General features: G+C 43.1%; 19 protein-coding genes and 1 tRNA gene. 6 read left to right on the top strand and 14 right to left on the bottom strand.

The genetic code is table 11. From position 1 onward, the window contains the following. Window positions 1-2: 2 nt before the first annotated feature. The 13 genes from OCU90_RS12185 to rsxA form a co-directional block, all read right to left on the bottom strand. On the bottom strand, window positions 3-2168 hold the full coding sequence (locus OCU90_RS12185) for an AAA family ATPase (protein ID WP_061026072.1): 2166 nt from the start codon (window positions 2166-2168) through the stop codon (window positions 3-5). Next, entirely contained in the window at window positions 2165-2602 is a 438-nt protein-coding gene (locus OCU90_RS12180) for a VPA1267 family protein (RefSeq protein ID WP_061026075.1), read from the bottom strand. The genes OCU90_RS12185 and OCU90_RS12180 overlap by 4 nt, the downstream gene beginning before the upstream one ends. A gap of 42 nt (window positions 2603-2644) precedes the next feature. Continuing rightward, window positions 2645-3067: a hypothetical protein gene (locus tag OCU90_RS12175; protein ID WP_061026077.1), complete on the bottom strand. Its 423-nt coding sequence runs from the start codon at window positions 3065-3067 to the stop codon at window positions 2645-2647. A 10-nt stretch (window positions 3068-3077) separates the two neighbouring features. Next, window positions 3078-5396 (bottom strand): hypothetical protein, encoded by a 2319-nt coding sequence (locus tag OCU90_RS12170; RefSeq protein ID WP_061026079.1) that lies wholly within the window; start codon window positions 5394-5396, stop codon window positions 3078-3080. Beyond that, a complete protein-coding gene (locus OCU90_RS12165; RefSeq protein WP_061026081.1) occupies window positions 5393-7039 on the bottom strand; it encodes a hypothetical protein in 1647 nt (548 codons plus the stop codon). Before OCU90_RS12165 ends, OCU90_RS12170 begins: the two co-directional genes overlap by 4 nt. Further along, entirely contained in the window at window positions 7036-8349 is a 1314-nt protein-coding gene (locus OCU90_RS12160; RefSeq protein WP_061026083.1) for a tyrosine-type recombinase/integrase, read from the bottom strand. Before OCU90_RS12160 ends, OCU90_RS12165 begins: the two co-directional genes overlap by 4 nt. Before the next feature lie 113 nt (window positions 8350-8462). After that, entirely contained in the window at window positions 8463-9098 is a 636-nt protein-coding gene (nth, locus tag OCU90_RS12155; protein WP_061021891.1) for an endonuclease III, read from the bottom strand. Between the two features lie 206 nt (window positions 9099-9304). Beyond that, entirely contained in the window at window positions 9305-9997 is a 693-nt protein-coding gene (locus tag OCU90_RS12150) for an electron transport complex subunit E (protein WP_004734044.1), read from the bottom strand. Further along, window positions 9997-10626 carry an electron transport complex subunit RsxG gene (gene rsxG, locus OCU90_RS12145; protein ID WP_017092700.1) on the bottom strand — a complete coding sequence of 210 codons (630 nt, stop codon included), beginning with the start codon at window positions 10624-10626 and terminating at the stop codon, window positions 9997-9999. The genes OCU90_RS12150 and rsxG overlap by 1 nt, the downstream gene beginning before the upstream one ends. 13 nt (window positions 10627-10639) lie before the next feature. Beyond that, window positions 10640-11686 carry an electron transport complex subunit RsxD gene (gene rsxD / locus OCU90_RS12140; protein ID WP_004734042.1) on the bottom strand — a complete coding sequence of 349 codons (1047 nt, stop codon included), beginning with the start codon at window positions 11684-11686 and terminating at the stop codon, window positions 10640-10642. Beyond that, the gene (gene rsxC / locus OCU90_RS12135; RefSeq protein ID WP_061021889.1) at window positions 11686-14607 is read right to left on the bottom strand and encodes an electron transport complex subunit RsxC; all 2922 of its coding nucleotides are present in this window, start codon (window positions 14605-14607) and stop codon (window positions 11686-11688) included. Before rsxC ends, rsxD begins: the two co-directional genes overlap by 1 nt. Before the next feature lie 7 nt (window positions 14608-14614). Beyond that, complete coding sequence (gene rsxB, locus OCU90_RS12130; RefSeq protein WP_004734040.1) at window positions 14615-15208, bottom strand: electron transport complex subunit RsxB; 594 nt, start codon at window positions 15206-15208, stop codon at window positions 14615-14617. Between the two features lie 2 nt (window positions 15209-15210). Then, the gene (rsxA, locus tag OCU90_RS12125) at window positions 15211-15789 is read right to left on the bottom strand and encodes an electron transport complex subunit RsxA (RefSeq protein ID WP_004734039.1); all 579 of its coding nucleotides are present in this window, start codon (window positions 15787-15789) and stop codon (window positions 15211-15213) included. Window positions 15790-16618: 829 nt separating this feature from the next. Here rsxA and OCU90_RS12120 point away from each other — a divergent pair. The 5 genes from OCU90_RS12120 to OCU90_RS12100 all read left to right on the top strand — a co-directional run bounded on the left by OCU90_RS12120 (window position 16619) and on the right by OCU90_RS12100 (window position 22020). Continuing rightward, complete coding sequence (locus OCU90_RS12120) at window positions 16619-17431, top strand: winged helix-turn-helix domain-containing protein (protein WP_061021887.1); 813 nt, start codon at window positions 16619-16621, stop codon at window positions 17429-17431. Between the two features lie 130 nt (window positions 17432-17561). Further along, complete coding sequence (locus tag OCU90_RS12115) at window positions 17562-17942, top strand: hypothetical protein (protein ID WP_232288498.1); 381 nt, start codon at window positions 17562-17564, stop codon at window positions 17940-17942. Between the two features lie 102 nt (window positions 17943-18044). Next, complete coding sequence (sph, locus tag OCU90_RS12110; protein ID WP_032546652.1) at window positions 18045-19532, top strand: sphingomyelin phosphodiesterase; 1488 nt, start codon at window positions 18045-18047, stop codon at window positions 19530-19532. Window positions 19533-20228: 696 nt separating this feature from the next. Then, entirely contained in the window at window positions 20229-21560 is a 1332-nt protein-coding gene (locus tag OCU90_RS12105; RefSeq protein WP_061021885.1) for a hypothetical protein, read from the top strand. Window positions 21561-21579: 19 nt separating this feature from the next. Then, entirely contained in the window at window positions 21580-22020 is a 441-nt protein-coding gene (locus tag OCU90_RS12100; protein WP_004734033.1) for a hypothetical protein, read from the top strand. Window positions 22021-22315: 295 nt separating this feature from the next. On the opposite strand, the gene OCU90_RS12095 is transcribed toward OCU90_RS12100, so the two are convergent. Continuing rightward, window positions 22316-22391 (bottom strand) — tRNA-Asn (locus OCU90_RS12095). 509 nt (window positions 22392-22900) lie between these two features. Between OCU90_RS12095 and uvrB the strand changes: the two genes are divergently transcribed. After that, window positions 22901-24931: an excinuclease ABC subunit UvrB gene (uvrB, locus tag OCU90_RS12090; RefSeq protein WP_017084035.1), complete on the top strand. Its 2031-nt coding sequence runs from the start codon at window positions 22901-22903 to the stop codon at window positions 24929-24931. The last annotated feature ends 176 nt before the right edge of the window (window positions 24932-25107 follow it).

Raw genomic sequence — 25107 nt, 5'->3', positions numbered from 1 at the left:
TACTACTGCAACAGCTTTTCCAGGTAACTGTTCCTCTTATGAGAGTGGCTAAGTGCTTCGGTAATCTGCTTCATTTCCTTGCTACTACCGACAATATGAATTTCACTTTCAGCCCTCGTAATTGCAGTATAGAGCCAAGCTCTATCAACTATTCTTCCTTTTTGCAGGGCGATAATGATGCGCGGGAACTGTGATCCTTGAGCTTTGTGCAAGGTGATTGCATAACCCAACTCCATGCAGTCTAGAACGGTTTGTGTTACCTCGACCTTTTCACCCGTATCCAGTGTTACTTCACCGTAACTGTCACCAGAAGGCTTGACGCTGGTTAGAGTGCCAAGAGAGCCGTTCTGAATGCCTTTCTCGTAATGATTCTGCGTGAATAAAACCGCATCATTCAAGCTAAGTGGTAGAAAGAACTTGTCGCCATTGATTTCGAATTCAAGGCTATCGCTGTTTGGATTGACCGCTTGTTGGGTGAGTTTATTAATTTCTGATACGAGCGCCTTGGTTGGAGCCATGACACGACTGCTTTCAGGGGACTCTTGGTAAAGCTCACAACAGACTTTGGCAATGTCTGTTGTGCTGGTTTCGTGAAAGTGTATTGTCCCCGTGCTTAATTGATCAGGTATCACACCTTGATTGATGAGCATTGAGTATTCAGGGATACCCGTTGAACCTTCCTGTCTCTTGACGATATCCAGCATCGTATTAGCCACCGTTTTTGCTTTAACGATATCTGCCAGTACCTTACCACAGCCGATCGGTGGTAGTTGGTCCGGGTCGCCAGTGAATATCAATCGTACAGAGGGATGAATGTGATTCACAAGGCGATACATCGTCGGCAAGTCAATCATGCTCGCTTCATCAATCACCAGTAGATGATTCGGCTGCTCAACACTTGGCTCAATCGGTTCCTTACGAAGTAACTTAGCAATAGTTGAAGTGATAAAGCCGATTGACTCATGTAGCCTCATTGCAGCGCGACCACTGAGCGCAACCGCGTGTATCTCAAAGCCGAGTTGACGGTAAGCCCTGAGAGCCGTTCTAAGTACCGTTGTCTTGCCAGTCCCAGCACCGCCAGTAATGCAGCTTACAGAGTTGTCCAGGCATGTTATTGCGGCCTCGATTTGCTTGGAGGTTAAGTCATAGGGCAGTTCCGCAGCCGCAGAGCAATAGGCAGCATTGGCGTTTTCATCAAATAAGTCATTTCGCTTAGTCAGTGCATTAAGCCGTTTGGCAACGACACTTTCCATCAGAAGTTGCGCCGTTGGGTGGTAGGCTCCTGTGTCGGGATTTAAAATATACTGAGCTTTATCATGGCCGGATTGGAACGACTGAGTGACCAGTGTTTTGTCTTTCAATAGTTTGTTGAGGTAAGGGCGCACATTGGCATGAGTGGTATAGGTGTGACCTTTTTCAATCTCCTTGCGAATCGCCATTTCCAGAGCCGCGCTGAGCCTTCTTGGGTCATCCTTCGCAACATCGCTCTTAAAATCCGTTGCCTTGATAATATCTTCAATGGCACTGAACGAAAGACCAAAGCCCATCAAAGCATAAGGATTATCCTTAATTACCTCTATAGAGGCTTCACCGTGATGCTTGAGCAGCCGTTGCTGCACACTGGCGGGGATGTTTTGCTCACTCATCCAGTTGCAATGTGCCAGATTTTTATATTTGGCGTACCCCTTAAAGAGCGCTTCCACTGAATCGTCACTCAGAATCGATGTTAGACGCTTTCTAGAGTCTGGGATGTCATTTTGCAGTGTGGCATGGAAGTCTTTACCTAAGAGCTGCCAGAGCGCCCTAGCTTTGCTTTCACCAATACCTTTAAAGTCAGTTTCTCTTGCGATAAAACGAATGAGTTGTTCGCCAGTTTCGGGCAGCATGCATTCAACATGCTTGGGTGATTCATACGTGTGCTGCTGCATGACATAATCACCCATCTCCATATTTTTTATCTGGCGAGCGCCTTTGACTGACCAGTGCTGACCCAGCGTTGGAAGCACAGGGATACTATCGGGGTCGGCTTTGATAGTGACGTAATACTTCCCACTATTAGTTTTGTAAGAGTCTTTCGCCAGCGGTACACCGCTGAATATCACCATCTTGTTCGAGCGATAAGGGATACTGGTGACACGCATTTGGTCTTCATGCAAAGCGCTATTCATCGTGGCATCAACCCCATTTCGGATAAAGTTTCAGATAGCTCACCAAAGCGCTCAAGTCGCTTTTCAAGCTCCTTGACCTTGGCTTTCAATTCAATGTTCTCAGCTTCTAATGACGACACCCGTTTTGAATCGAGCAGCTTTCGATTTGCTGTGTTGTCGTAGGCTTGAGGTTTGCCCTCATTTTTGTTGGCAGCGTCGCTCAACGGTGGCAGGACACCTTTGCCGCGCAGTTTATCTTCTAAGGCTTTGAGCGCTTCTTTGAGGGCAGGGTTTTGGTTTAACGCCGATTTTCCACAGCCGATGCCCTTTGCCACCTCGTTTCGATTAAGCTGACCTCGGAACATGATTTGCTTAAAGTCATCGTCCGTCTGTGTGGCTTTCCACACTTCAAATGCTTCCAAGTTTTGCTGTGCTTTCTGCTGACCACTTGCCATGTTATCTCTCGCTATATCGTAATTCGAGGTTTAGCTCTATTTCTACTTATTGCTGCGCTCAACGTCTTGTAAGGTCTTTTGAAACACATCCATGACACTTGGGTTAGTTTTGCCTATGCTGGATAACTTTTGAATGAAAGCCTGAAGCTTACCAATCTCTGACTGTGCGACCGTAAGTTGCGCTTCCAGCTGTATCACCTTTTCTGCTAAATCCACGTCTTTTTGCAAGTAAGTAAGCAATTCCTTGTTTTCAGGCGAAACAGGCTTGCCCCTTAAGGCTTGCTTTTTCTGTTTGTACTCGTGCTTGATATTGGCGTACTTGTCGAGCGTTTGCCTCGTGGTTGCAATACCTAAGCTGGATTCTACTTTTGTGACTAATAAATCCCATGTTAACTTGCCTTCCCAGCTTCGAATAAGGGCCTGTATGGAAATTTGTTGGTCGGTTTCTAGTGATTTAAGTGCCATATTGTTTACCCTAGAGTGAGTCCAGAAAGCCTAAGAAATTATCCGTTGCTTCATCTTGGTTTTTGTCGTTTTTTGCCTCAATAGCAGCTTGCAGGGCTTGCTCGGCATCAGGCAACGCTAACTTTTGCTCTTCCACCGTTTGGGTCTCTAAGTTAGTGATTCTTATGCTGTTTGAGCGAGCTAGCAAGCGCACCATACGACCTTCTTCTATTGCCTCATCGGACAGCACTTCAATGAGTTTTTTTAGCATGCAAGTATTGCGATAATAGGTTTTGTACCACTTGTGCTGCCCTTCACTTGTTTCAAAGTTGATAGACGCTTGAATCCTCTCCAAGTTGTGCGTTTGCACTTTCAAATCCTTTTGGAGTAAGTCTATTGCCTCCCTATCATGGGTTACATGACAAGAAGATGAGCATAACGCACATTGCGTCTCAAACTCCGACATATAAGTACAGGGTGAGAGGGCAAGGTTTTGATCGCAAAAGCCTGTTTCATGGACAAAAGTCGGTGTTTCATTGTCGATTGCCTTATTAAATTGATCCATGGTCGCAATACGAAGCTTTAGCTTATTTTCGATCTCGCTTTCTGGTTCATTAGAGTAAGAGATGTCCCCAATGACAGAAGCGTTCTGAGCGTCAGTGGTATGGATATAGGTCAGTGTTTGCTCGGCGCTTTTTCGGCCTGACAACATAGAAATAAGGTGGTGAGGCAGTCCTTTTTTAGCCAGAAGATCATTTTGCCAATGACGCAGTTGGTGCGGCTTGAGCAAAAAGTTGGATGAGAAGCCGTGTCGCTCAAAGAGCGTAAGCCGATTTTTGTTGACTTTTATTAGGTCACTAGAAAAGAGGCCACTTAGCGAACTGATAGGCACTAAAAAGAAAGGGTGTGCCGCTTTGCCGCCAAGCTGCTTTTGTGTGTAGGCAAATAGTGAGTTCTCAAAATTGACATACCTAGTTTGGTTTTTATTGTAACCTTTTAGGTGAGATTGATTCATCTCGATGGTGTGATTCTGAAATTCTGCCACGGTGAGTTCTTGCTTGCCTGCTGTGTACTTATCGTATTGACGCTGCATTGTAAAATTACATCCTGTAAGGGCTTGAGAGTAAGGGCAATTACTTTTAAACACCAGTGTGTCGAAGGCTTCGAGCTGTGCAATGGGCTTGATGAACTTTGGATGATGCGGTTTATATGTTCTATCTATTGCCCCCTTCGTATCAGCCGTGACGCGAGCACATTTGTCACTACCGTCAAAAAAGCCCAGCAGCAAACCAAGGTGTAATAGGTTGGTTGACTTGCTCATGGAAGGCTTAAGCAGGGCAATATTCTCATCACTGGGCTTGAATTCACCGAGCACTTCTTTCAGAGGGCGGTTCGGCTTTCGATAGAACCGAGCCAGCGCTCTTGCAGGCTCTGTAGCGAGAATAGTGTAGTGCAACGCTCTGTCTAAGCTATCGACCATTTCTGCATTAATGTGGTTGGCATTATCCTTGTACCCCTTCGAGCCTCGCCAGTTGAGGTAATGCACCGTTTTTTTCTTGCCATCGACAACTTGTGTATGAGGCTTTATGCGTTGCACTGTTAAAAGCACTTGCTCTGCGCCAATTCGATTGGGTGAAGCCATGCCAAGTGCTGCCATGGTGCAACTAAAGCTGTCTCGCTGCTTTTGCATTGGTAATAAAAGGGGTTGCCAAGCCTCAGCACCTTCCTTGTCACCATCCTGATAGGCTGGAATAACATCATAGAAGATAGCCCCGAGCGCCAGTAATGCGTTTTCCGACGGAAGCTTGTTTTGTTCCGCTTGCAATGCATCATCGCCACTTTTAGAGCGAAGTGTTTCAGCGTTAGTATTGATGTCGGGCTGACAGCTTTTCGCGAGCATTTTATGTTGACGAAGCCAGTTGATAAAAGCTGTTAAGTTAGTGCTGTATGTCATCAGGTTGATGGCAGATTGAATCCTTTCAAGGGTGGCGGTCGCGATATTCTCATTTAGGTGGCAAAGGAAGACTCTTGCGGCTGTGATTTTTGCTGTTTTATTGACTGTAGATGTGTTTTCTTTCAATATATCAAGTGCATAGGTAAATAATAAGTCATACATTTCAGGTGCTAATCGATCCTCATCCGTGAAGTGTGTTCCCACTTTTGGCATCTTTCTATTTAGATTACAAAACAAAATATTCTGGGTTCTGTCGTCACTGTCGGTAAACGTGACAGCAATATCCTCCCATGATGCAGGCTCACCTTGAGCGTTGGTAAATCCAATCAGAGGCTGCGCTTTCTTTTTGGCGATGTAAGTGTGTTGATTATCAATATAGCGGTTAATCTGACTCATTTGCACTCTCCCACCTTCATGGTTTTTCGTTCTTCGCACAGCATAATTGTCACTTTGATATAGAGAATAATGGTTTGCAGTCGTTTAACCGTAGCGGGGTGGCCTGATTGACTATTAATCGCCAGTTTACGCTCTGCCTTATCTAAATATTGCTGATGGTTTGTGGTTTCCAAAGGTCGAAAGTTATCACAGGGATAGCACCCCATTGGGGCGGCTCCCTTTGATTGACAGCTTGAGCAGTTGGCTGGGTTAAGCTTGTGCCCCATCTCTTCATTAAATGGGCTTTTCACTTTAAAGTCAGCGTGTTGCTGTAATTCTTTCGAAGATACGCTATCAAAACGTTGGATGACACTGTTACCCGCAAAGGCTTCGTCAATTTTGACTCGTTCAGGCGCTTTTAAATCAAGGTAATCTTGTATTGCCTCTACCGTGACACCTGTAATGGCAGCAACTTGCGCAGGGCTTAACCCCATCCAAGCGGCGAGGGTTAACTGGGTATGACGCCAGCGATTGTTTTTAAATGCAAGGGGCTTATGCGCTATTCGGTCACTTTTAATACTTAATTTTTTATTGAAGAGGTAAGCTATATTATGGGCAAGAGCAACCGAAGATAGGTGGAAAGCCTCTGATGTATCGCTCACGGATTGAAAGAGACTCTCCTTGGTATCAAATCCTACCGAGAATAAGCTTTGGTCTGGAAACAAGGGAAGTCGTTGCATCAGCTCTTTTGTTTCACTCTCAGAGAGGACAACGCCGCTCTTGCTCAATGAAGCGCAGAGGAAGGTTTCGTACATTTGGTAATACTGAAGCAACAATTCAGACAGATTTGGCTCCAGGCGATGAGAACGTGACTCGGCATCGACTCTAAACGCTCCATTTTTACCTTTGAAGGTTCGTAGGTGCAATTGCTCTACATCAGAAAAATGATGCTGTGTTAAAGGCTGCCAATCACGGTTGCTTTCTTTGTGCGACTTAAATGTTTGACCCACACGCAAAAGGTCACACCATTTAATTTTAACCAGTTGCGTAGGTCTTCTGACAATGGCCACCATCAACTGACAAGCCAGAACGTTTCTTAGGCGAGTGAAAGGCTTTGCTGTTGCAATCTCACTGCTGAGTGCATGGAGGGTTTCAATTCTTAGTGATTCAAGAAGGTTATCACGTTCGATTTCACTGTAAGCCCCCGTTGTTTCATCAAGGATATTTTTTGAGCCATCTTGTCTGCCTAAATTCTCATTCTTAACGAGGTCATAGAGCGGAGTAAGAAGATTGCTGCTGTACTCATGACTTCGTTTGTTAAATGCGTATAGGGTATTTTTTACTTTCTTTTTATAGTCCGTGAGTGTTAACCACCACGCCTCAAAAGTCGTTGGCTCTAAGTAATCGCAAATGGTTTTTAAGGTGCTGACATACCCATTTATGCTTGAATAAGCATAATGTTTGGCAGCGTGCGCGATAGCCAGTCGTAGGTCGAGAAAGGCTTCGCTATCTAACGCATTCATCCAGCCAAGGTTAAGCAGCTTCTTGTAGCCAAGCAACCATTCATCAGAAAAGAGATCAAACTCGTAACCCGTTTCTTTTGATTGAAAAGTTCGTTTACCTTCATAGCTTTTTTTTAAGCTTTTAAGTTCAGCGCTGTTCATTTGCTACCTCTCAGGTTGGGTACGGATTGGCTCAAGTTCTTGGATGAAATTTCAGCTACCGTCATGGCTAACTGGAACTCGTTGTAGACTGATGCCATTTTTGAATCTTCTACCCAACCCATCGCATATTTGCGAAGGTCTTCGATTTTATCCGGTGAGAACCCTTTGGCTTTGGCTTTGTTTTCAAAGATTTCATTCCACTTATGACGAAGTAGATGTGGATGTAGTGCTATCCCAACACAATCTCCAATCGTCTTAATGACTTTGTGAATTGCGTTGTAAGACATTGGCTTTCCGATAGTTCTTCCTTTTTCTGAGATGAAAACGAAATCATGTTCATGAGAGTTTGGTGTACTTTTGCGCACTGTTTCGATGTAGAGCTTAATCAGCTTCATTAAATCGTGAGAGATTGAAACAGATAATGCTTTTGTTTTGTTTGCAGCGGGAAGACGCCTTGTGTCCGTAGGGTCATCGGGGGTTCGGGTGAGCAGGAACCTAGGATTGTCCCAATCGTCCACTAAATCACTCACTTTCAATTTCAAGACAGCCCCAACACGAACACCTGTATCAATCAATATCTGGGTGATAATTTGATTTCGAAGCTTGCTCGACTTGAAGGGGTTGTTTGAAGAACGTTCTTGAATAACCTCTAATAAATTAAAAAATTTATCGGATGGAATGACCGATTCAAGGGGATCTTTTGTGATGGTATTGTCTTTTCGGGAGCTAGAAATTGCTGTACTGATGTAGAGTTTGAATTTATTAAATTGGTCATCCGTGGAGATTTGCTGTTCAGTCTCAGCTTTATCGTAGTGATGGCACACATATAAAAATTCAATGTAGGCTTTAAGACGGTTGAGGCGTTGATGAAAAGTATGCGCTGATACTTCTGGTTGACTGTTGGATGTCGCATGGATTGCATCCCTAATTCTTTTATCGGTAAGGCTAACTACAGTGCCGCTTTCGCTCTCATCCTCAGTGTCCACATAGAATTTACAAGCACGAATATAACCGTCTATTTCCTCGATAGATAGAAAAGAGCCACTTGCTACACGCTCGACAAGGTCAATGTTCTTTTGCATGAAGAAGCAGTACAAAAACTTCAACTCATAAGCATATTTCTTTCGAGTGTAGAATGATGGTAACTGTTTTGATTTCCCCTTTGAAAATGGGGACTTATGATTGCCATTGAGATAAGCGTTAAGGTGCAAGCAGCAAGGTAGACCACTCCCCCGAACAACTACGGGAAAAGAAGCGTTATTTATATCTTTGTATATCCTAACTTGAATACTTTCACTTAAACCAATCATTACAAAGCTCGTTATCAGTTACACATAATTACACCATATGTGCTTTTTTTATATTTGTAAAGCAAAAAAAAGGATTCCAACTGGAATCCCTATCTTTATCGTACGTTAGCTCTTTACGTTTTTTTTGGTGGAGAGTACTCACATAGGTCTTCAATGATACAGCTGCCACAGCGTGGTTTACGCGCAACACAGGTGTAACGTCCATGAAGAATGAGCCAATGGTGGACATCCAGTTTGAATTCTTTGGGAATAACTTTGAGCAGCTTGGCTTCAACATCGTCGACCGTTTTACCCATTGCTAACTTAGTGCGGTTTGATACGCGGTAGATGTGAGTATCAACGGCAATAGTCGGCCAACCGAAAGCGGTGTTCAACACTACGTTGGCAGTCTTACGGCCAACGCCAGGAAGGGCTTCTAATGCCGCGCGATCTTCCGGAACTTCACCATTGTGTAGGTCAAGTAGCATACGACACGTTTTAATCGTGTTCTCAGCTTTTGAATTAAACAGGCCGATGGTTTTGATGTACTCTTTCAGGCCGTCGACACCTAGGTCGAAAATAGCCTGTGGAGTATTAGCCATAGGGTAAAGCTTATCAGTGGCTTTGTTGACGCTGACATCGGTTGCCTGCGCAGATAAGAGCACGGCGATCAGCAACTCGAAAGGGCTGTTCCAGTTAAGCTCAGTTTCTGGCTTTGGATTGTTTTCTCTTAAACGCTCAAGTATTTCTACTCGTTTTACATTGTTCATAGCGACATTACTTTCAAATAGTTAGGGCTTGAGTTCCAGCGAAGTTCTTTCAAACTTACTCGTTTTAAAATAACAAGTTCCGCAATGGTTCAGGCTTTATCATCGGTTACGCGCTCTTATGAGCGTCATTATTATGTGTACTTGGTTAATCTATTTACCTGCTGAGCGGTTGAGCTACTCAGCAGGGTTTAAGCAACTGTAACTTATCAGGCATTGGTAACGCGAGCGCGTTCAATAGCTGGTTTTTCTTGTTTGGGCTGTCTAGCTTTAGCTTGGTTGTCGATGATGTTTTTCAAAGCAATCAAGAAACCAACACCAATAAAGGCACCTGGTGGAAGCAGGGCTAACAAGAAGCTGTTATCAAATTGGAATATCTGGATTCGTAACACAGAAGCCCAGTCACCAAGGAGCAAGTCTGCGCCATCAAATAGGGTTCCGTTACCAATAACCTCACGCATCGCACCCAATACAACCAGTACCGATGTCATGCCAAGGCCCATCCAGAAACCATCTTGAGCAGCAGGTAAAACTTCGTTTTTAGACGCGAAGGCTTCAGCTCTGCCAATGATGATACAGTTGGTTACGATCAGTGGGATGAAGATACCCAAAGATAGGTAAAGCCCGTATGCGTAGGCATTCATCAGTAGTTGAACACAGGTTACCAGTGATGCAATGATCATCACGAATACTGGAATACGCACTTCTTTTGGCACATGGTTGCGAACCAAAGAGACAGAAACGTTCGAACCGACCAATACAAGCAAGGTAGCAATACCTAAGCCAAGTGCGTTCGTCACTGTCGAAGAGACAGCTAACAGCGGACACAACCCAAGAAGCTGAACTAGAGCTGGGTTGTTGGCCCACATGCCATTTTTAATCAGTGTTTTATGGTCACTCATTATTCACCACCACAATTTAGAGGTTGAGCAAGCAATGCTTGGTTGTTTTGGTTAACGTATTGAACCGCCTGTTTGACGGACTTAACGACAGCTCTTGGTGTGATGGTCGCGCCAGTAAACTGGTCGAAATCACCACCATCTTTACGAACCTTCCAACGATCAAGATTTGACTCGGTTACTTGTTTACCTGCAAAAGAGAGTATCCAATCACTCACTCGAAGGTCTATCTTATCGCCTAACCCCGGAGTTTCCCTGTGGGAAAGCACACGTGTACCCAAAATGGTACCGTCAATTTTCATCCCAACAATTACTTTTATTGCACCATTGTAGCCATCAGGAGCAATGGCTTCGATCGCAATCGCGCTAGGTTCACCGTTGAGTGTAGCAATATAAGCTGGCATTGCTTGTTCTGTTCCAAGATCCTCAGCTTCCACCAAAGTACAAGCTGAAAACAGCTCGTTGTCATGAAGATTGTGCGGGATCACTTGGTTAAGCACAGACAGTAACTGAGCCTGTTCTTGCTGTTTGATCTGATCTTTGGTCAGGTAGTGAGTAACGGCCACCAAACCTGTCGAAGCGCAGGCAAAAATCGCAAGTACAAGACCGTTTTTCTTAATTGCATTTAGCATAGCATCTGCTTCCTTAGTGGCCGTATGTACGAGGTTTGGTGTAGTAGTCAATCAGTGGAACACACATGTTGGCTAACAATACAGCAAACGCTACGCCATCAGGGAAGCCGCCCCAGCTGCGGATGATAAAGACTAGACCACCGATCAGCGCACCAAATACTAAGCGACCTTTCACTGTCGTCGAGGCGGAAACCGGATCGGTTGCAATGAAGAATGCACCAAGCATGGTTGCGCCAGACAATAGGTGAATGGTTGGCGAAGCGGTTTCACCTGGCGTTAAGATTAAGAATACCAGGCTAAACAGCGCAAGGCTGCCGATGAAAGCTACCGGAATATGCCATTGAATCACACGTTGCTTAATCAACACTAGGCCACCAACAAGGTAAGCAAGGTTTACCCATTCCCAACCCACGCCAGCTAACCAGCTGAATTGAGGTTGAGACAGAGCTTCAGAAGCTGTGTTACCTGCCGTTAATGCGGTTTTGAAGGCATCGAGTGGCGTCGCCATAGTGGTGCCATCAATACCAAGACGAGCTTGTTGTAGAGATAAACCTTCATTATTGAAACCCGTAAAGATCATCAAGAAGGAGTCAACAAAGCTTGTTGCTTCAGCGGTTAAGCTGGTCGGCGCATTCCAACTGGTCATTTGAACTGGGAATGAGATCAGCAAAACAACGTAAGCAACCATCGCTGGATTAAATGGATTTTGTCCAAGGCCGCCATATAGGTGCTTAGCGATGACAATAGCGAAGAACATACCTATAACTAGAATCCACCACGGAGAGTGTGGGGGAATCGCGACACTGAGTAGCCAAGCGGTCACAACAGCGCTGTAATCACGTAATGCCATCACTGGCGGACGTTTTCTTAGCAGCATTACAGCGGCTTCAAAGGTAACAGCAAGTGCAATAGCAAATACTAACTGGATGAGCGTGCCCCATCCAAAGAAGTAGGTTTGAGCTAGTAGACCTGGCAATGCACAAATAGCGACCCATTTCATGAGATCAGGGGTGCTTCTACGATTGTGCGCGTGCGGTGAGCTGGCGATAAAGAAGGCCACTACTCTTTCTCCTCATTATTCTTTTTGTCTTGCTCTTGCTGCGCCTTTCTTGCTTTAGCACGAGCAATCGCTGCAGCAACTGCTGCTTTTTTAGGATCGACTGGTTCTGATCGAATCTCAGCTTCCACTTCAATTTCAATTTCAACTACAGCTTCAGGAGCGGTTGCTTCTGCTTCGACCTGCTTAGCTTGCTGTGCTTTCTTCGCTTTAGCGCGAGCTATTGCAGCGGCAACGGCAGCTTTTTTAGGATCGACTGGTTCCGATTGAATCTCAGCTTCCACTTCAGTTTCAACTACAGGTTCAGGATCGGTTGCTTTTGCTTCGACCTGTTTAGCTTGCTGCGCCTTTCTTGCTTTAGCACGAGCAATAGCCGCAGCGACTGCATCTTTCTTGGCATCGCCAGAGCTTTCAACCGGAGCTTCACTTTCGGTTAGAGTAGCTGACTCCGCTTGTTGAGCTTTCTTGGCTTTAGCGCGAGCAATGGCCGCAGCGACAGCATCTTTCTTAGCATCGCCAGAACTTTTAACCGGTACTTCACTTTCGGTTTGAGTAGCTGATTCTGCTGGTTGAGCTTTCTTGGCTTTAGCACGAGCAATAGCCGCAGCGACTGCATCTTTCTTGGCATCGCCAGAGCTTTCAACCGGAGCTTCACTTTCGGTTAGAGTAGCTGACTCCGCTTGTTGAGCTTTCTTGGCTTTAGCGCGAGCAATGGCCGCAGCGACAGCATCTTTCTTGGCATCGCCAGAGCTTTTAGCTGGAGCTTCACTTTCGGTTTGAGCAGCTGATTCTGCTTGTTGTGCTTTCTTCGCTTTAGCGCGAGCAATTGCTGCAGCGACTGCGTCTTTCTTAGCGTCGCCAGAACTTTTAACCGGCGCTTCACTTTCGGTTTGAGTAGCTGATTTCGCTTGTTGAGCTTTCTTGGCTTTAGCGCGAGCAATAGCGGCAGCGACTGCGTCTTTCTTAGAGTCACCTGATTTTTCAACCGGAACCTCAGAAGCTGTTTCTGTTTGTTGTGCTTTCTTGGCTTTAGCGCGAGCAATAGCCGCAGCGACAGCATCTTTCTTGGCATCGCCAGTACTTTCAGCTGAAGCTTCAGACGCTGATTCCGCTTGTTGAGCTTTCTTTGCTTTAGCGCGAGCAATAGCCGCAGCGACAGCATCTTTCTTAGTATCGCCAGAGTTCTCTGCTGGATTATCCGTTGCAGCTTGTTGTGCCTTACGTTCTCTAGCTTGTCTCTTACGCTCTTCTCGTAACTTAGACATTTCAGAGTTATCAGGTCCGGCGTCGTTTGCTTTTTGAGCTGCAGCTTGTTTCGCTTTTGCCTTAGCAATCGCAGCGGCTACCGCAGGTTTCACTGCTGGTTCTGCATTAGGTGTTTGGTCTACTGTTGTTTTTTGAGCTTTAACGCGAGCAATCGCAGCTGCAATCGCATCATCACCATCGGCTGATTTCATATCTTTACGACGGTTGTCAGCAGCTTTCTTGAAGCGGTTTTCACGTTCTGCTTTATCACGCTCCATACGCGCGTTTTTCTCTTCGAAACGAATCTTGGCGCGCTCTGCAGCTGTCGCTTCATCTTTTCTTGTTTTGATTTCGGCTTTCGCTTGGCGATAGTACTGAACAAGAGGGATTTCACTAGGGCAGACAAACGCACAAGCACCACATTCAATACAGTCTTTAATATTCAGCTCTTCACACTTATCCAACTCGTTGGCTTTCGCATGCCATTGCAGTTGTTGAGGAAGTAGAGATGCAGGACAAGCTTCAGCACACGCGCTGCAACGAATACATTCCATCTCGTAAGTGCTTGGTGAGATCTCACGACGCGTTGGCGCTAAAATACAGTTCGACGTTTTGGTGATTGGCACATTGGCATGCGGCAAGGTAAAGCCCATCATCGGGCCGCCCAAAATTAAACGCGGCAGTTTTTTATCTGCTTTGTAGCCAAACTCTTCAAGTAACTCATGTACTGGTGTGCCTAATAGCGCCCAAACGTTACGAGGTTGCTTAAAGGTTTTACCGGTTAATGTCACAACGCGGTTAACCACAGGTTCGCCGTCAATTACCGCTCGCTTAATCGAGTAAAGAGAGCCGACGTTCTGAACCAAAACACCAATGTCTGCAGGGATGCCGCCAGCTGGAACCTCTTTGTTGGTGAGGATCTTGATAAGTTGCTTCTCACCACCAGAAGGGTATTTGGTTGGGATAACGCGAATGACGATATCTTTGTCTTTCGCAGCAATCTCCAGTGCTTTTATCGCATCTGGTTTGTTGTCTTCAATGCCGATAACCGTCAGCTTTGGTTGAAGGATGTGTTCAACCACTTCGATGCCTTTCAATACTTCTTCGGCATGCTCTTGCAGCAACTTGTCATCTGAGGTGATGTAAGGTTCACACTCAGCAGCGTTGACGATCAAAATATCAGTGCGACCTAGACCTGATTGAAGCTTCTTAGCCGTAGGGAAGCCTGCGCCGCCCATGCCTGAAATACCAGCTTGGCGAATTACATCAAGCAGTTCGTCAGAAGTCTTTGTCGAGAAATCTGCAACTGGATTTTTTTCAATCCAAGTGTCTAAGCCATCAGGTTTAATAACCACGCACATTTCGCTCAAACCTGAAGGGTGAGCGGTGGTTCGTGGTTCGATAGCGGTAATCACACCCGATGTTGGTGCATGTACTGGCAAAGTGAAACCAGTCTCTAAGGCCGTCAGTTGTTGACCTTTGAGTACGGCATCACCGACAGCAACCAACAAGTTACCAGGCTTACCGATGTGCTGTTTCACCGGAAGAACGATTTCTTCAGGAAGCCTTGCATGCACGATATCAGTAGTATTCGACTGTTTCTTGTTTTCAGCAGGGTGCACACCGCCTGGGAAGTTCCAAATAGAGCCCGTGCGAATTTGTTCAATTAAAGAGATCATACTAACCCTATGCTTTAGGCTCTGACGCGGTCGCATCAGTTGCTTGGTTAGTGATATCAGTAACAGGAATGATGTTCATCTGCCATTTCCAATTTTCAGTCGTTGTTGCCACTGGAATCATTTCGATACAGTCAGTAGGGCACGGTGCGACACATAGATCACAACCTGTACATTCATCTTTAATTACTGTGTGCAGTGCCTTGGTACCACCAACAATGGCGTCAACAGGGCAGGCTTGAATACACTTGGTACAGCCGATACACATATCTTCATGAATGAAGGCAACGGTTTTTACTTTGTTATCTAAGTCATGAGCGGAGTCTTCAACTTCTACGCCCATTAAATCTGCTAGCTTCTCAATGGTTGCTTGGCCGCCCGGAGGACATTTGTTGATCTTGTCTCCGTTAGCGATCGCCTCTGCGTATGGGCGACAACCAGGGTAGCCACACTGGCCGCATTGGGTTTGCGGTAAAATGGTGTCGATTTGATCGACGATAGGATCGGCTTCGACTTTAAAACGGATAGAAGCAAAGCCCAAAATAGCGCCAAAAACAGCGGCTAAAACGGCTAGCGCAATGATCGCAATTAAAATGGTACTCATGCTTATTTCACCAACCCAGTAAAGCCCATAAATGCCAGAGACATTAGGCCAGCTGTGATCATCGCAATCGATGCGCCTTTGAAGGGCATTGGAACATCAGCAACCGCAATACGCTCACGCATTGCAGCAAATAGGATCAGAACAAGAGAGAAACCAACAGCCGCGCCGAAACCATAGATGATCGACTGGATGAAGTTGTGGTTTTCATTGATGTTCAGAAGTGCCACACCTAATACCGCACAGTTGGTGGTGATAAGCGGCAGAAAGATCCCCAATAGGCGATATAGTGTTGGGCTGGTTTTGTGAACGACCATTTCCGTAAATTGAACAACCACCGCGATAACCAAGATAAAGCTCATGGTACGCAGGTATTCAATACCCAGAGGGGTAAGGATGTAGGTTTCTACTAGGTATGCAGATACCGACGCTAACGTCAGAACGAAAGTCGTCGCGAGGCCCATGCCAATCGCAGTCTCCAGTTTCTTGGAGACTCCCATGAAAGGACATAGCCCTAAAAACTTCACTAGCACAAAGTTATTGACCAGCACTGTGCCAACCAACAACAAAAGGTATTCGGTCATAATGGATTAATTCTTGAGATTCCGATCCCGATATTATCCTGCTTTGCTCACCTAATAACAACCAGTGAACGGTGTGGTTTTGTATGTCTGATGGAAATTTATACGCTTAATAAGAGGATAGCAGATGTAATCGCAACAAATCGGTTGGACTAAAACCTAAGACAAACGCTCGCAGCATGGAAGTACAACGGCTGTTGGGTATGGTTTTCTTGAACATGAAATTAACAATTTTAACGAGTATGTTGTCAATCTTTCTTGTTTAAAGCTAGGAGCCTTACTTTGATTTAGGACTTATACGCATCAGCTTTTAAGAAATCGGTTTCACTACAGAGATGATGGTGATAGCCAATATAGTCAGCCTAAAATGAGTCTAAAGTGCGCAAAAACTTAATCTGTAAACATTAATTTTTTGTAAGTGAAACCTTTAGTGAGCGTAGATAACCGGATGTGCTATAAGTAAGAACAAAAATTAAAAGACATTTCTTGTCATTGTTAGTCAATTTTTTAACTAAATTTAAATATTTCTTAATAATCTAATGAAATTATCTGTTATTTTTTTATGAATTAGTTATCAAATTTTAAATATATGTATTTTAGTTTTTTTTGTTTCATGCCGACGCTTTTTTTATATATAGTTGAGTTTACAAAAAAGTTACTTATTTTTCCCTTTTAAATAACCATTTAATTAATCCTGTTAACGTTCGGTTAGTGGTAAATGGTTGAATGAATCAAGTGACATATAAGAAATTATTTTAAATAACCCCAATATTTATCCATGAAAATTATATTTGTATAAATATTATGGTTATTCATTTTTCAAGGCTAATTTATGTACAAAGTAAATAATTGGTTAATTCACTTAGACCACCCGTTAGTGACTGATTTACTCAAAAATGAAGAAAAGCGCATCGGCTATCACGATCATCTTGTGATTCTAATGTTGTGTGAAAACGCTGGAAAAATTAATACTAAAGAAGATTTGTTGAAAAGAGCTTGGCCAGGAAAACATGTTTCAGAAGGTTCACTTACCCAATCGGTAAGTGCTATACGTAATTTAATAGAAGATAATGGAAAGCAACAAAAGTACCTGAAGACAGTCGCTAAGGTTGGTTATAAACTAGAAAGTGAGGCGGTGTTGTGGCTAGAAGATGATGATGATAAATCCGATAACCAAGACAACTTATTAGCTGGGGAACCAAGCGTTAAGACTGAGAGCTTTGAAGAGAGTTCCGAAAAAAAAACACGATACACATTCGGACGTAATCAAATCTATATTGTTCTAGGCTGCGTATTCATAGCGATTGCGGCATTGTTTCCATTGGTGTTCACTGCAAAAGCCCCTAAGTTAACGAATTGGCTTCCACTGACTAAAATGTTTTTTAGCGAAGCTTTAACTGTCTATTGTGATAATGAAGAAGAGGCCAAATTGGTTGCAAAAGGCGTTAAGCTTTTGGTTTCTCAAGAAGTTAAACAAGGTAGGTTAAGCCGATTGATCCTTGCTCATTCTCAAGAAAGCTTATCTATTGTAATACTCAAGCCACTGGCACCGCCTGTCAATTTAGTGGTTTTGTTTGAATCTCCTCAATCAACGGATGATCTCGTAGGTATGGTTAAAGCGGAGCTTAGTCGCTATGTTCACTAAAAATAAAAGCGTTTACTTTCTTCTGTTTTGTCTTTGTTTAATGCTGGTTTCCATTGCATATAGTCTACGTTCGAAAAATAATGTTTTGGTCAACTCTACGACCCTTTATATGACAATAGATGGTAACTATATGGCCACAGAGTACATGGACGTCGTGATCAGTGATGAAAATTTTGAGGCGGTTACGGTTATAAAAGAAGCTGGACTCAATAACACTTTAGATATATACACAAAAGGAAAATTCATTCGCAAGAGTAATGGGCTATTTAATGTAAGCTTGCGTGAAGAACGCGTTGATCATGGAGATATTGATTTTGAACATGATGACGACATGCTCGTTTATGATAGATATATTGAAGCGCGAAAAAAGCTATCGTTTTTTAAATCGGTTCAAGTTGTTGAAGAGTTGCCGAACCAATATATGCTTGTCATTTCAAATAGTCCTGTAAAGAAAATGGTAGCTGTAAAAGTTGAGGCTTTACCAATTGAAGACTTTTATGATGACTATTAATGTTTTAACTATGGTTTGATATTTTTTTTAGACCTATTTAATTATTATCAATTGTGTCATTATGAGAGGATGCACCTCAGTTTAATAGGAGATGCACTAACCATGATTAAATATCTAATATCAGTCTTGCTCATACTGATCACTCTTACTTTGCGAGCTGAGGAGATCAGCTCACCCCCCAAGATAATGAATTATAACGTTTATATGCTGGATCATCGTCTGGGCATTTTCGTTGGTGGGACTAACCCAAATAAACGAGCACAGTTATTGGCGAACTCTTCGGTTTTTGATGATACTGACGTGGTTGTATTTAACGAAGTGTTCGACAACCAAGCAAGCCAAATACTTATCGATGCACTCGCTCAGAAATTTGGATATCTAACGCCTGTTTTAGGCCGTACAAAAAGTGGCTGGGATCATACTGAAGGTTGGCGATCGACATCTCTTGATGATGGCGGCGTGATTATATTCAGTAAATATCCGATTGAGTATAAGTCACAAGTGATCTTCAGGGATGGGTGCGGTGCAGATTGGGCTTCTCAAAAAGGTTTTATACATACCGTCATTAACAAAGGTGGAGAGAGATACAATATTATCGGCACTCACGTTCAAGCTGATGACGATACCTGCAGTATCCCTCCTTCTATTATTAGACAAGACCAGTTCGCACAAATAGAGAATTATGTTTTCGGGGCTAATCGCTCAGCTGACGAAATGTTTTTTATTGCTGGTGATTTAAACGTAGCAAAGGACTCACAAGAATTTTATTCAATGCTCGAGACCTTAAATGTATCAGAACCGACCAATTATGCTGGTGCACCTTACTCATGGGATCCTGCTGTCAATGGCTTAGCGCACGCAAACTATCCAGATCTAAAAGGGCAATTACTTGACTATGTTCTTGTTGAGCGCAGTCACAAGCAACCCAAGAATTGGCACAATCAAGTATTGGATATTGCATCGAAGAGAGTTGTTCTAACTGGCACACAGGAACCTTATTACTTTTATGAGTATTCAGACCACTTCCCTGTTGCTGCTTTTGAGTATGCCGATGAAAGCACCCCAGTTCACAGTATGCGCCCAACCAATAAGCCATACAATTCAATTAGGTTAAAGCACCGATTGAATGGCGAATATATTTACGCTGACCCAAATGTGTCTGATGGCTGGTTAACCTACGGTCGAGATGGAAAGCAATCCAACGCTAAGTTTAAGTTAGACAATTGGCATCCATATATTGGTACTTGTGTTCACGATCATGACTTTGTACAGTTTTCGAGAACAGATGATTATAAAAATTACTACTGGACCTACAGTGGCAGTACGTATTATACCGAAAATCACGACTCTTCTGACTTCATGAAGATCAGCCGCCAAGTTGAATCTGATAGCTGTATCCAAAACGGTGATGTTGTCTATATTTATGATCATGCGCATCATGTATGGGCGTCAGCAGATAAATATCTTGAGCCTGATAACTCGTATATTAAAGCGACAAACGAACTGCCCGTGAGCCAAAATGGACTTTTCATTATTGAGATGGATAACTTTAAATTCTCCGACTGGGAATCGAGTCTTACTTATAAATGAACATATTCTAAATGTTGATTTTTCTTGAAATTACTTGATTTTCAGTACTACTTGAATCATTTGGTTTATTGTAAATCGTCAAACATTAGAGCGTGTTCAGCGCTGGTGGAGGGTAGTGCGGTTAGTCGGCTCTGCTCTTCTTCTGCCATTCTCGTTAAAATAAAAGCCACATTAATGTGGCTTTTTACAATATAAAAAATGTACTTAATTATAGATTGGTCAGTCAATGATTGATTAAATTTTCGAGAATCATAGTGTGTTGAAAATTGGTTTTGATAAAGACTTGAATTATAAAAAATAGTTGTAAAGGTTTGGCTTTAGTAAGATATTTAATTATGAACTTTGATGGATACTTTGAAAAAATACAAATTCAAATAGAGAAGGTTGATTCGCTAGAAGAGCTACTAGTATGGCGAAAGAGAATTAACATAGGACACTCCGGCCTTTCATTTCGGACAGAACAAGGTCGGCTTATTTTCCATTGCTATCGAAGGTTTAAGGACAAAGAATCTGAAATGACTGATTTAACTTTTCCAGTGAGATATAAAGTATTCAATAACAAATTAATTATTACCCAGGAATATTCAACAATAAAATAGATTTTTTTATCACAATTTAATTGTGAATATATTCTTTTGACTCGCTAATTTTAAAAGGCATCGATATTGGTGCAAATGCAGTTAAAAGGAACGATTGATGAAATTAAAAAGTTTCAGTTTGAGCTTGATAACAGTCTCCATGTTATCTGGCTATGCGAATGCATCTCCTATCCCAGGAATTGATGATGCCTACTTCAAAGGGGCTGATGAGTATGTTGCGTACGATGATCCGGCAACAGCCTGTGATATCTTTAATGCCAAAGTAGAATACATTAATAATCATCTAGAGCAGCAGGATTTACCTGGAAAAATTGCGAACCTCTGTCAGCATGCCAGAATAGAAGATGGTCAAATTGAAGAGCAATTTATTATCACCTCTCAGAATGGTGCTTATGGCCCTGGTAAGGAGAAGTACAAAATCCATGAACAGGTTGATGTCGCACGTACTATTGATCTTTTGATGTTTTCTCAGTCAAATAAAACTAATTATATCATGGCGGTTGACGGCAGCATGAATGTCACGCGGCAAACCCTCGCCGATGGTGGCTATTTTCTCGAGTGGGAAGATGAAAAGGTTGCTCCGCATTTTCATTACTCAGGAGGATACTTAGGTCAGATCTTCCAGGGAAATTCTCAATTTAATTTCATGTCAGGTGAGGATGCTTACAACCAGATGCACCGCAGAGCGGTTAATGAAGCACCTAACAATCTTGAAGAGCAAACAAGGTTGACTTGGAAGTACTTAAGTGAGCGATGTGAAGACGACAAACTCAACGATCATTGTCTCCCTCAAAGCCGACATGGAAATCTGTTTGTGAACCAGCAAAGCTTTCCAAGTTCGAGTAATGTGCAAAAAGAGATTTCTTTAGCTGAGAGTACGTCTTTTAGCTTCGATATTACTGGATCTTTCGAAGCCAGCAAATCAGATGGTCCTTCTGCTGGCTTAGGTGTTGGTTTTGGTTTTAGCCAAACTAAAGAGTCGAGCCAAACACACAGTATGTTGAATTACACCTCGGTCGATGAGGGTAATGATATTGGTCACAGCGTGGTTCAAACGATCAATACAAAAGCAGTGGGAGAAGCTGGCTGGTATGCAGATAATCCATCAAGTGAGTTTTGGCATGTAAAGAACGCTGCTGAGATATGGGGCGAAGACCTGTATCGAGTTTACGACTTAAAGAGCTATGAGACGTGGCAGGAAAACTACACTGCAGATCGGAATACTTGTCGTGATCAAAAACTGGCATTCGGTAATGCGGTGACGGTTTCACGCGCCTATCTCAATATGTATGGTAGCAGTTGGTCAATTTCAGAGGATGAATCGTTTCTTTATCAAAAGGATTCTAACTACGGTATTACGATCGATACCGATTGTACTATTGATGATAAAGGTCAAACGTTCCGCATTATGAAAGAAACAATTCTTTAGTTATTAGAGGGTAAAGAGAATGAATTTTGTTAAAAGTACTATTTTTGCTAGTACACTGCTATTGTCTTTGGCTTCTAATGCTGCGAGCCTATCTACCATTGGAACGCAAGATAATGGTGTATTCAATGAGATGCAGCAAATCCAACTGAAGTCTGCCGGAGAACGAAGCTCTACGAAGTCTGCAGACATCTTTTTTATTGATAGTAATGATGTTCAAGTTGAGGGATTGACCAAAGAGTTACTGAAAGATTTTAACTCTATCGTGATCGTTGGCGACTCATTCAAAAATAAAGAGTTGATGATTAAGTTGGTTGGATTTGGTATCGAGAGAGAAGTCGTGGCTATAACTAATATCCACGATTCATCGAAGCGTCAAATCAATACCTACAGCAAAGGCGACAAAGCTGGCAATGATAAGGTAGCTGCAGTTCTGATGGATACGATTGCTCGTCACCTATAATGCAATTTGAAGTGATTCTGTGAGAGGGATTATCATTTTAGTGATCAACTTATAGTCTCAAAGCTTGAGTAAGCCACGGATTTTCCCGTGGCTTTTTTGATCAACGATGAACGTGAGCGGAACGTTAAAGACTAAAACGCAAAAAGCCGCATCGAGTGATGCGGCTTCTTTAAATTTGGCCCCCTTGTCGAGACTTGAACGCGGGCGGCTAGGTTTGTGACATTAACTTGGAACAAGTTAGTCGCAGTTATATACGAAAAAAGCCCAATCTTTCGATTGAGCTTTTTTCTGAATTTGGCTCCCCTTGCAAGACTTGAACTTGCGACATACGGATTAACAGTCCGCCGTTCTACCAACTGAACTAAAGGGGAATTGCTTGTTAGCGACGCGAATTCTAATAATAGTCCGAATTTCTGTCAATAAAAAATAGCAGAAAAAAATAATATAAAAAACTTTACTTTCTTGGACGCCTTACCGGATTTAGCTTTTCTTTAGTTATCCACCAAAATTGTGGATAAGTGTGTGTGTGAAACTTTAACAACAATAATTGGGATAAATCTGAGAATATAAAAATCTGAGGTAAGGTAATGTATTTAAAAGATTTGTATCAAAATATCACGATTGTATAACTTTTGACGATTATAAAATATACAGTAAAACAAGTGCTATTTTTAGATTTTTTGGGGAAAAGTAGTGGATTAAAAATTGAGTGATTTAGCTGAAGAGATCTTGTAAGGGCACGGATAATACCAAGTTCTAAAAGTAAAAGCTATCACTGATATCTAATCTTAAGAAGCATTTCTCTAGATAATAGTTGCAACGACATAGCTCCTAGAGTGACAATGACCTGATTAAATACACAGTATGGAAATGGCGACCTATGAGTAAACTCTTTGACTTGGTATCGGACTATAGCCCGTCCGGTGACCAGCCGACAGCGATAACCAGATTACTAGATGGATTAGATTCTGGTTTGGCACATCAAACTCTATTAGGGGTAACGGGCTCTGGTAAAACCTTTACTCTTGCCAACGTCATTTCTCAATCTCAAAGACCAGCAATCTTGTTAGCGCCTAACAAAACGTTGGCAGCTCAACTTTATGGCGAGATGAAATCTTTCTTTCCGAATAACTCCGTTGAGTACTTTGTTTCTTACTACGATTATTACCAACCGGAAGCCTACGTTCCAACCACGGATACCTTTATCGAGAAAGATGCGTCGATAAATGCTCATATTGAGCAAATGAGACTTTCAGCGACCAAAGCTTTGTTAGAAAGAAAAGATGCCATTATTGTTGCGTCTGTATCGGCTATCTACGGTCTTGGTGATCCTAAATCTTATTTGAAGATGATGCTGCATTTGAGTCGTGGTGAGGTGATGGATCAGCGAGACATCCTACGCCGCTTGGCTGAGCTGCAATATTCGAGAAACGATGTCGCATTTGAACGTGGTCAGTTCCGTGTTCGTGGTGAGGTGATTGATATCTTCCCAGCAGAATCTGACCAAGATGCGGTTCGAATTGAAATGTTCGATGACGAAGTGGACTGCATTAGTATTTTTGATCCTCTGACTGGTGCGGTGAAACAAAGAGACTTACCGCGTTTTACAGTTTATCCAAAAACTCACTATGTCACCCCAAGAGAGAAGATCCTTGAGGCGATTGAGAAGATTAAGGATGAGTTGCGCGATAGGGCTCAATATTTAAAAGACAACAACAAGCTTCTCGAAGAACAGCGTATTTCTCAAAGAACTCAGTTTGATATCGAGATGATGACGGAGTTGGGTTTCTGTTCCGGTATCGAAAACTATTCACGATACTTGAGCGGCCGTGCGGAAGGGGAAGCGCCTCCAACCTTATTTGATTACCTGCCTGATGATGGTTTGCTGATCATTGATGAGTCACATGTAACTGTGCCGCAAATTGGCGCCATGTATAAAGGTGACCGCTCTCGTAAAGAAACTTTGGTTGAGTTTGGCTTTAGGTTACCTTCTGCGTTGGATAACCGTCCGATGAAATTTGAAGAGTTCGAATCGATCGCGCCACAAACCATTTTTGTGTCGGCCACGCCGGGTAATTATGAGATTGAGAAATCAGATGGTGAGATTGCTGATCAAGTGGTGCGTCCTACTGGTCTGTTAGACCCAATCATCGAAGTAAGACCTGTCGCGACTCAGGTGGATGACTTGCTGTCTGAAATCAGAATCCGTTCAGTGAAAGAAGAGCGCGTATTGGTCACTACGTTGACTAAACGAATGGCAGAAGACTTAACCGAATACCTTAGTGAGCATGGTGTTAAGGTTCGTTACTTGCACTCAGATATCGATACCGTGGAGCGTGTAGAGATCATTCGAGACCTACGTTTGGGCGAGTTCGACGTGTTAGTGGGCATTAACTTACTTCGAGAAGGTCTGGATATGCCGGAAGTATCGCTGGTGGCGATTCTTGATGCTGATAAAGAGGGTTTCTTACGTTCTGAGCGTTCTCTGATTCAAACCATTGGTCGTGCTGCGCGTAACTTGGAAGGTCGAGCGATCCTTTATGGTGATTCGATTACTAAGTCGATGAGAAAAGCGATTGATGAAACCGATCGTCGTCGTGAGAAGCAGCAAGCCTACAATGAAGAGCAAGGCATCACGCCGCAAGCGTTGAAACGTAATATCAAAGACATTATGGAGCTGGGTGATCTAACCAAGTCGAAGCAGCAGCGCCAATCGAAGCAAGTTCCTCTATCTAAGGTTGCAGAGCCTTCTGAAAGTTATGCTGTACTTACACCGCAACAGCTTGATAAAGAGATCAGCAAGCTAGAAGCTGCGATGTATCAGCATGCTCAGAACCTAGAATTTGAATTGGCAGCACAGAAGCGTGATGAAATTGAGCAGCTAAGAAAGCAGTTTATTACCAACAGCTAATCTCACTTTTCATTCGAAGAATTGTTCCCCTCAATACAAGAATTGAGAGTGTTTCAGGCAAAAAAACAGCCAGTAGTAAATGTTCTACTGGCTTCCGTTTGTGAACACTCTGTCCACTAACAACGTCAGTTGGCTAGGTGACCCGAAGGTCATTTATACCGTTGCATCGTTCGTGC

The organism is Vibrio splendidus, from assembly GCF_024347615.1.
GTDB classification, from domain to species: Bacteria; Pseudomonadota; Gammaproteobacteria; order Enterobacterales; family Vibrionaceae; genus Vibrio; species Vibrio splendidus.
Note: the sequence above shows the minus strand (reverse complement) of the source record. Positions and strands in the feature narration are given on the sequence as shown.

Excerpts from the sequence above, each read along its gene's own strand:
- OCU90_RS12165 (WP_061026081.1), bottom strand. The coding sequence starts at position 7,039 with ATGAACAGCGCTGAACTTAAAAGCTTAAAAAAAAGCTATGAAGGTAAA.
- OCU90_RS12120 (WP_061021887.1), top strand. The coding sequence starts at position 16,619 with ATGTACAAAGTAAATAATTGGTTAATTCACTTAGACCACCCGTTAGTG.
- OCU90_RS12105 (WP_061021885.1), top strand. The coding sequence starts at position 20,229 with ATGAAATTAAAAAGTTTCAGTTTGAGCTTGATAACAGTCTCCATGTTA.
- rsxG (WP_017092700.1), bottom strand. The coding sequence starts at position 10,626 with ATGCTAAATGCAATTAAGAAAAACGGTCTTGTACTTGCGATTTTTGCC.
- OCU90_RS12175 (WP_061026077.1), bottom strand. The coding sequence starts at position 3,067 with ATGGCACTTAAATCACTAGAAACCGACCAACAAATTTCCATACAGGCC.
- rsxA (WP_004734039.1), bottom strand. The coding sequence starts at position 15,789 with ATGACCGAATACCTTTTGTTGTTGGTTGGCACAGTGCTGGTCAATAAC.
- nth (WP_061021891.1), bottom strand. The coding sequence starts at position 9,098 with ATGAACAATGTAAAACGAGTAGAAATACTTGAGCGTTTAAGAGAAAAC.
- OCU90_RS12170 (WP_061026079.1), bottom strand. The coding sequence starts at position 5,396 with ATGAGTCAGATTAACCGCTATATTGATAATCAACACACTTACATCGCC.
- uvrB (WP_017084035.1), top strand. The coding sequence starts at position 22,901 with ATGAGTAAACTCTTTGACTTGGTATCGGACTATAGCCCGTCCGGTGAC.
- OCU90_RS12100 (WP_004734033.1), top strand. The coding sequence starts at position 21,580 with ATGAATTTTGTTAAAAGTACTATTTTTGCTAGTACACTGCTATTGTCT.
- OCU90_RS12185 (WP_061026072.1), bottom strand. The coding sequence starts at position 2,168 with ATGAATAGCGCTTTGCATGAAGACCAAATGCGTGTCACCAGTATCCCT.
- OCU90_RS12150 (WP_004734044.1), bottom strand. The coding sequence starts at position 9,997 with ATGAGTGACCATAAAACACTGATTAAAAATGGCATGTGGGCCAACAAC.
- OCU90_RS12180 (WP_061026075.1), bottom strand. The coding sequence starts at position 2,602 with ATGGCAAGTGGTCAGCAGAAAGCACAGCAAAACTTGGAAGCATTTGAA.
- rsxC (WP_061021889.1), bottom strand. The coding sequence starts at position 14,607 with ATGATCTCTTTAATTGAACAAATTCGCACGGGCTCTATTTGGAACTTC.
- rsxB (WP_004734040.1), bottom strand. The coding sequence starts at position 15,208 with ATGAGTACCATTTTAATTGCGATCATTGCGCTAGCCGTTTTAGCCGCT.
- sph (WP_032546652.1), top strand. The coding sequence starts at position 18,045 with ATGATTAAATATCTAATATCAGTCTTGCTCATACTGATCACTCTTACT.
- OCU90_RS12115 (WP_232288498.1), top strand. The coding sequence starts at position 17,562 with ATGGCCACAGAGTACATGGACGTCGTGATCAGTGATGAAAATTTTGAG.
- OCU90_RS12160 (WP_061026083.1), bottom strand. The coding sequence starts at position 8,349 with ATGATTGGTTTAAGTGAAAGTATTCAAGTTAGGATATACAAAGATATA.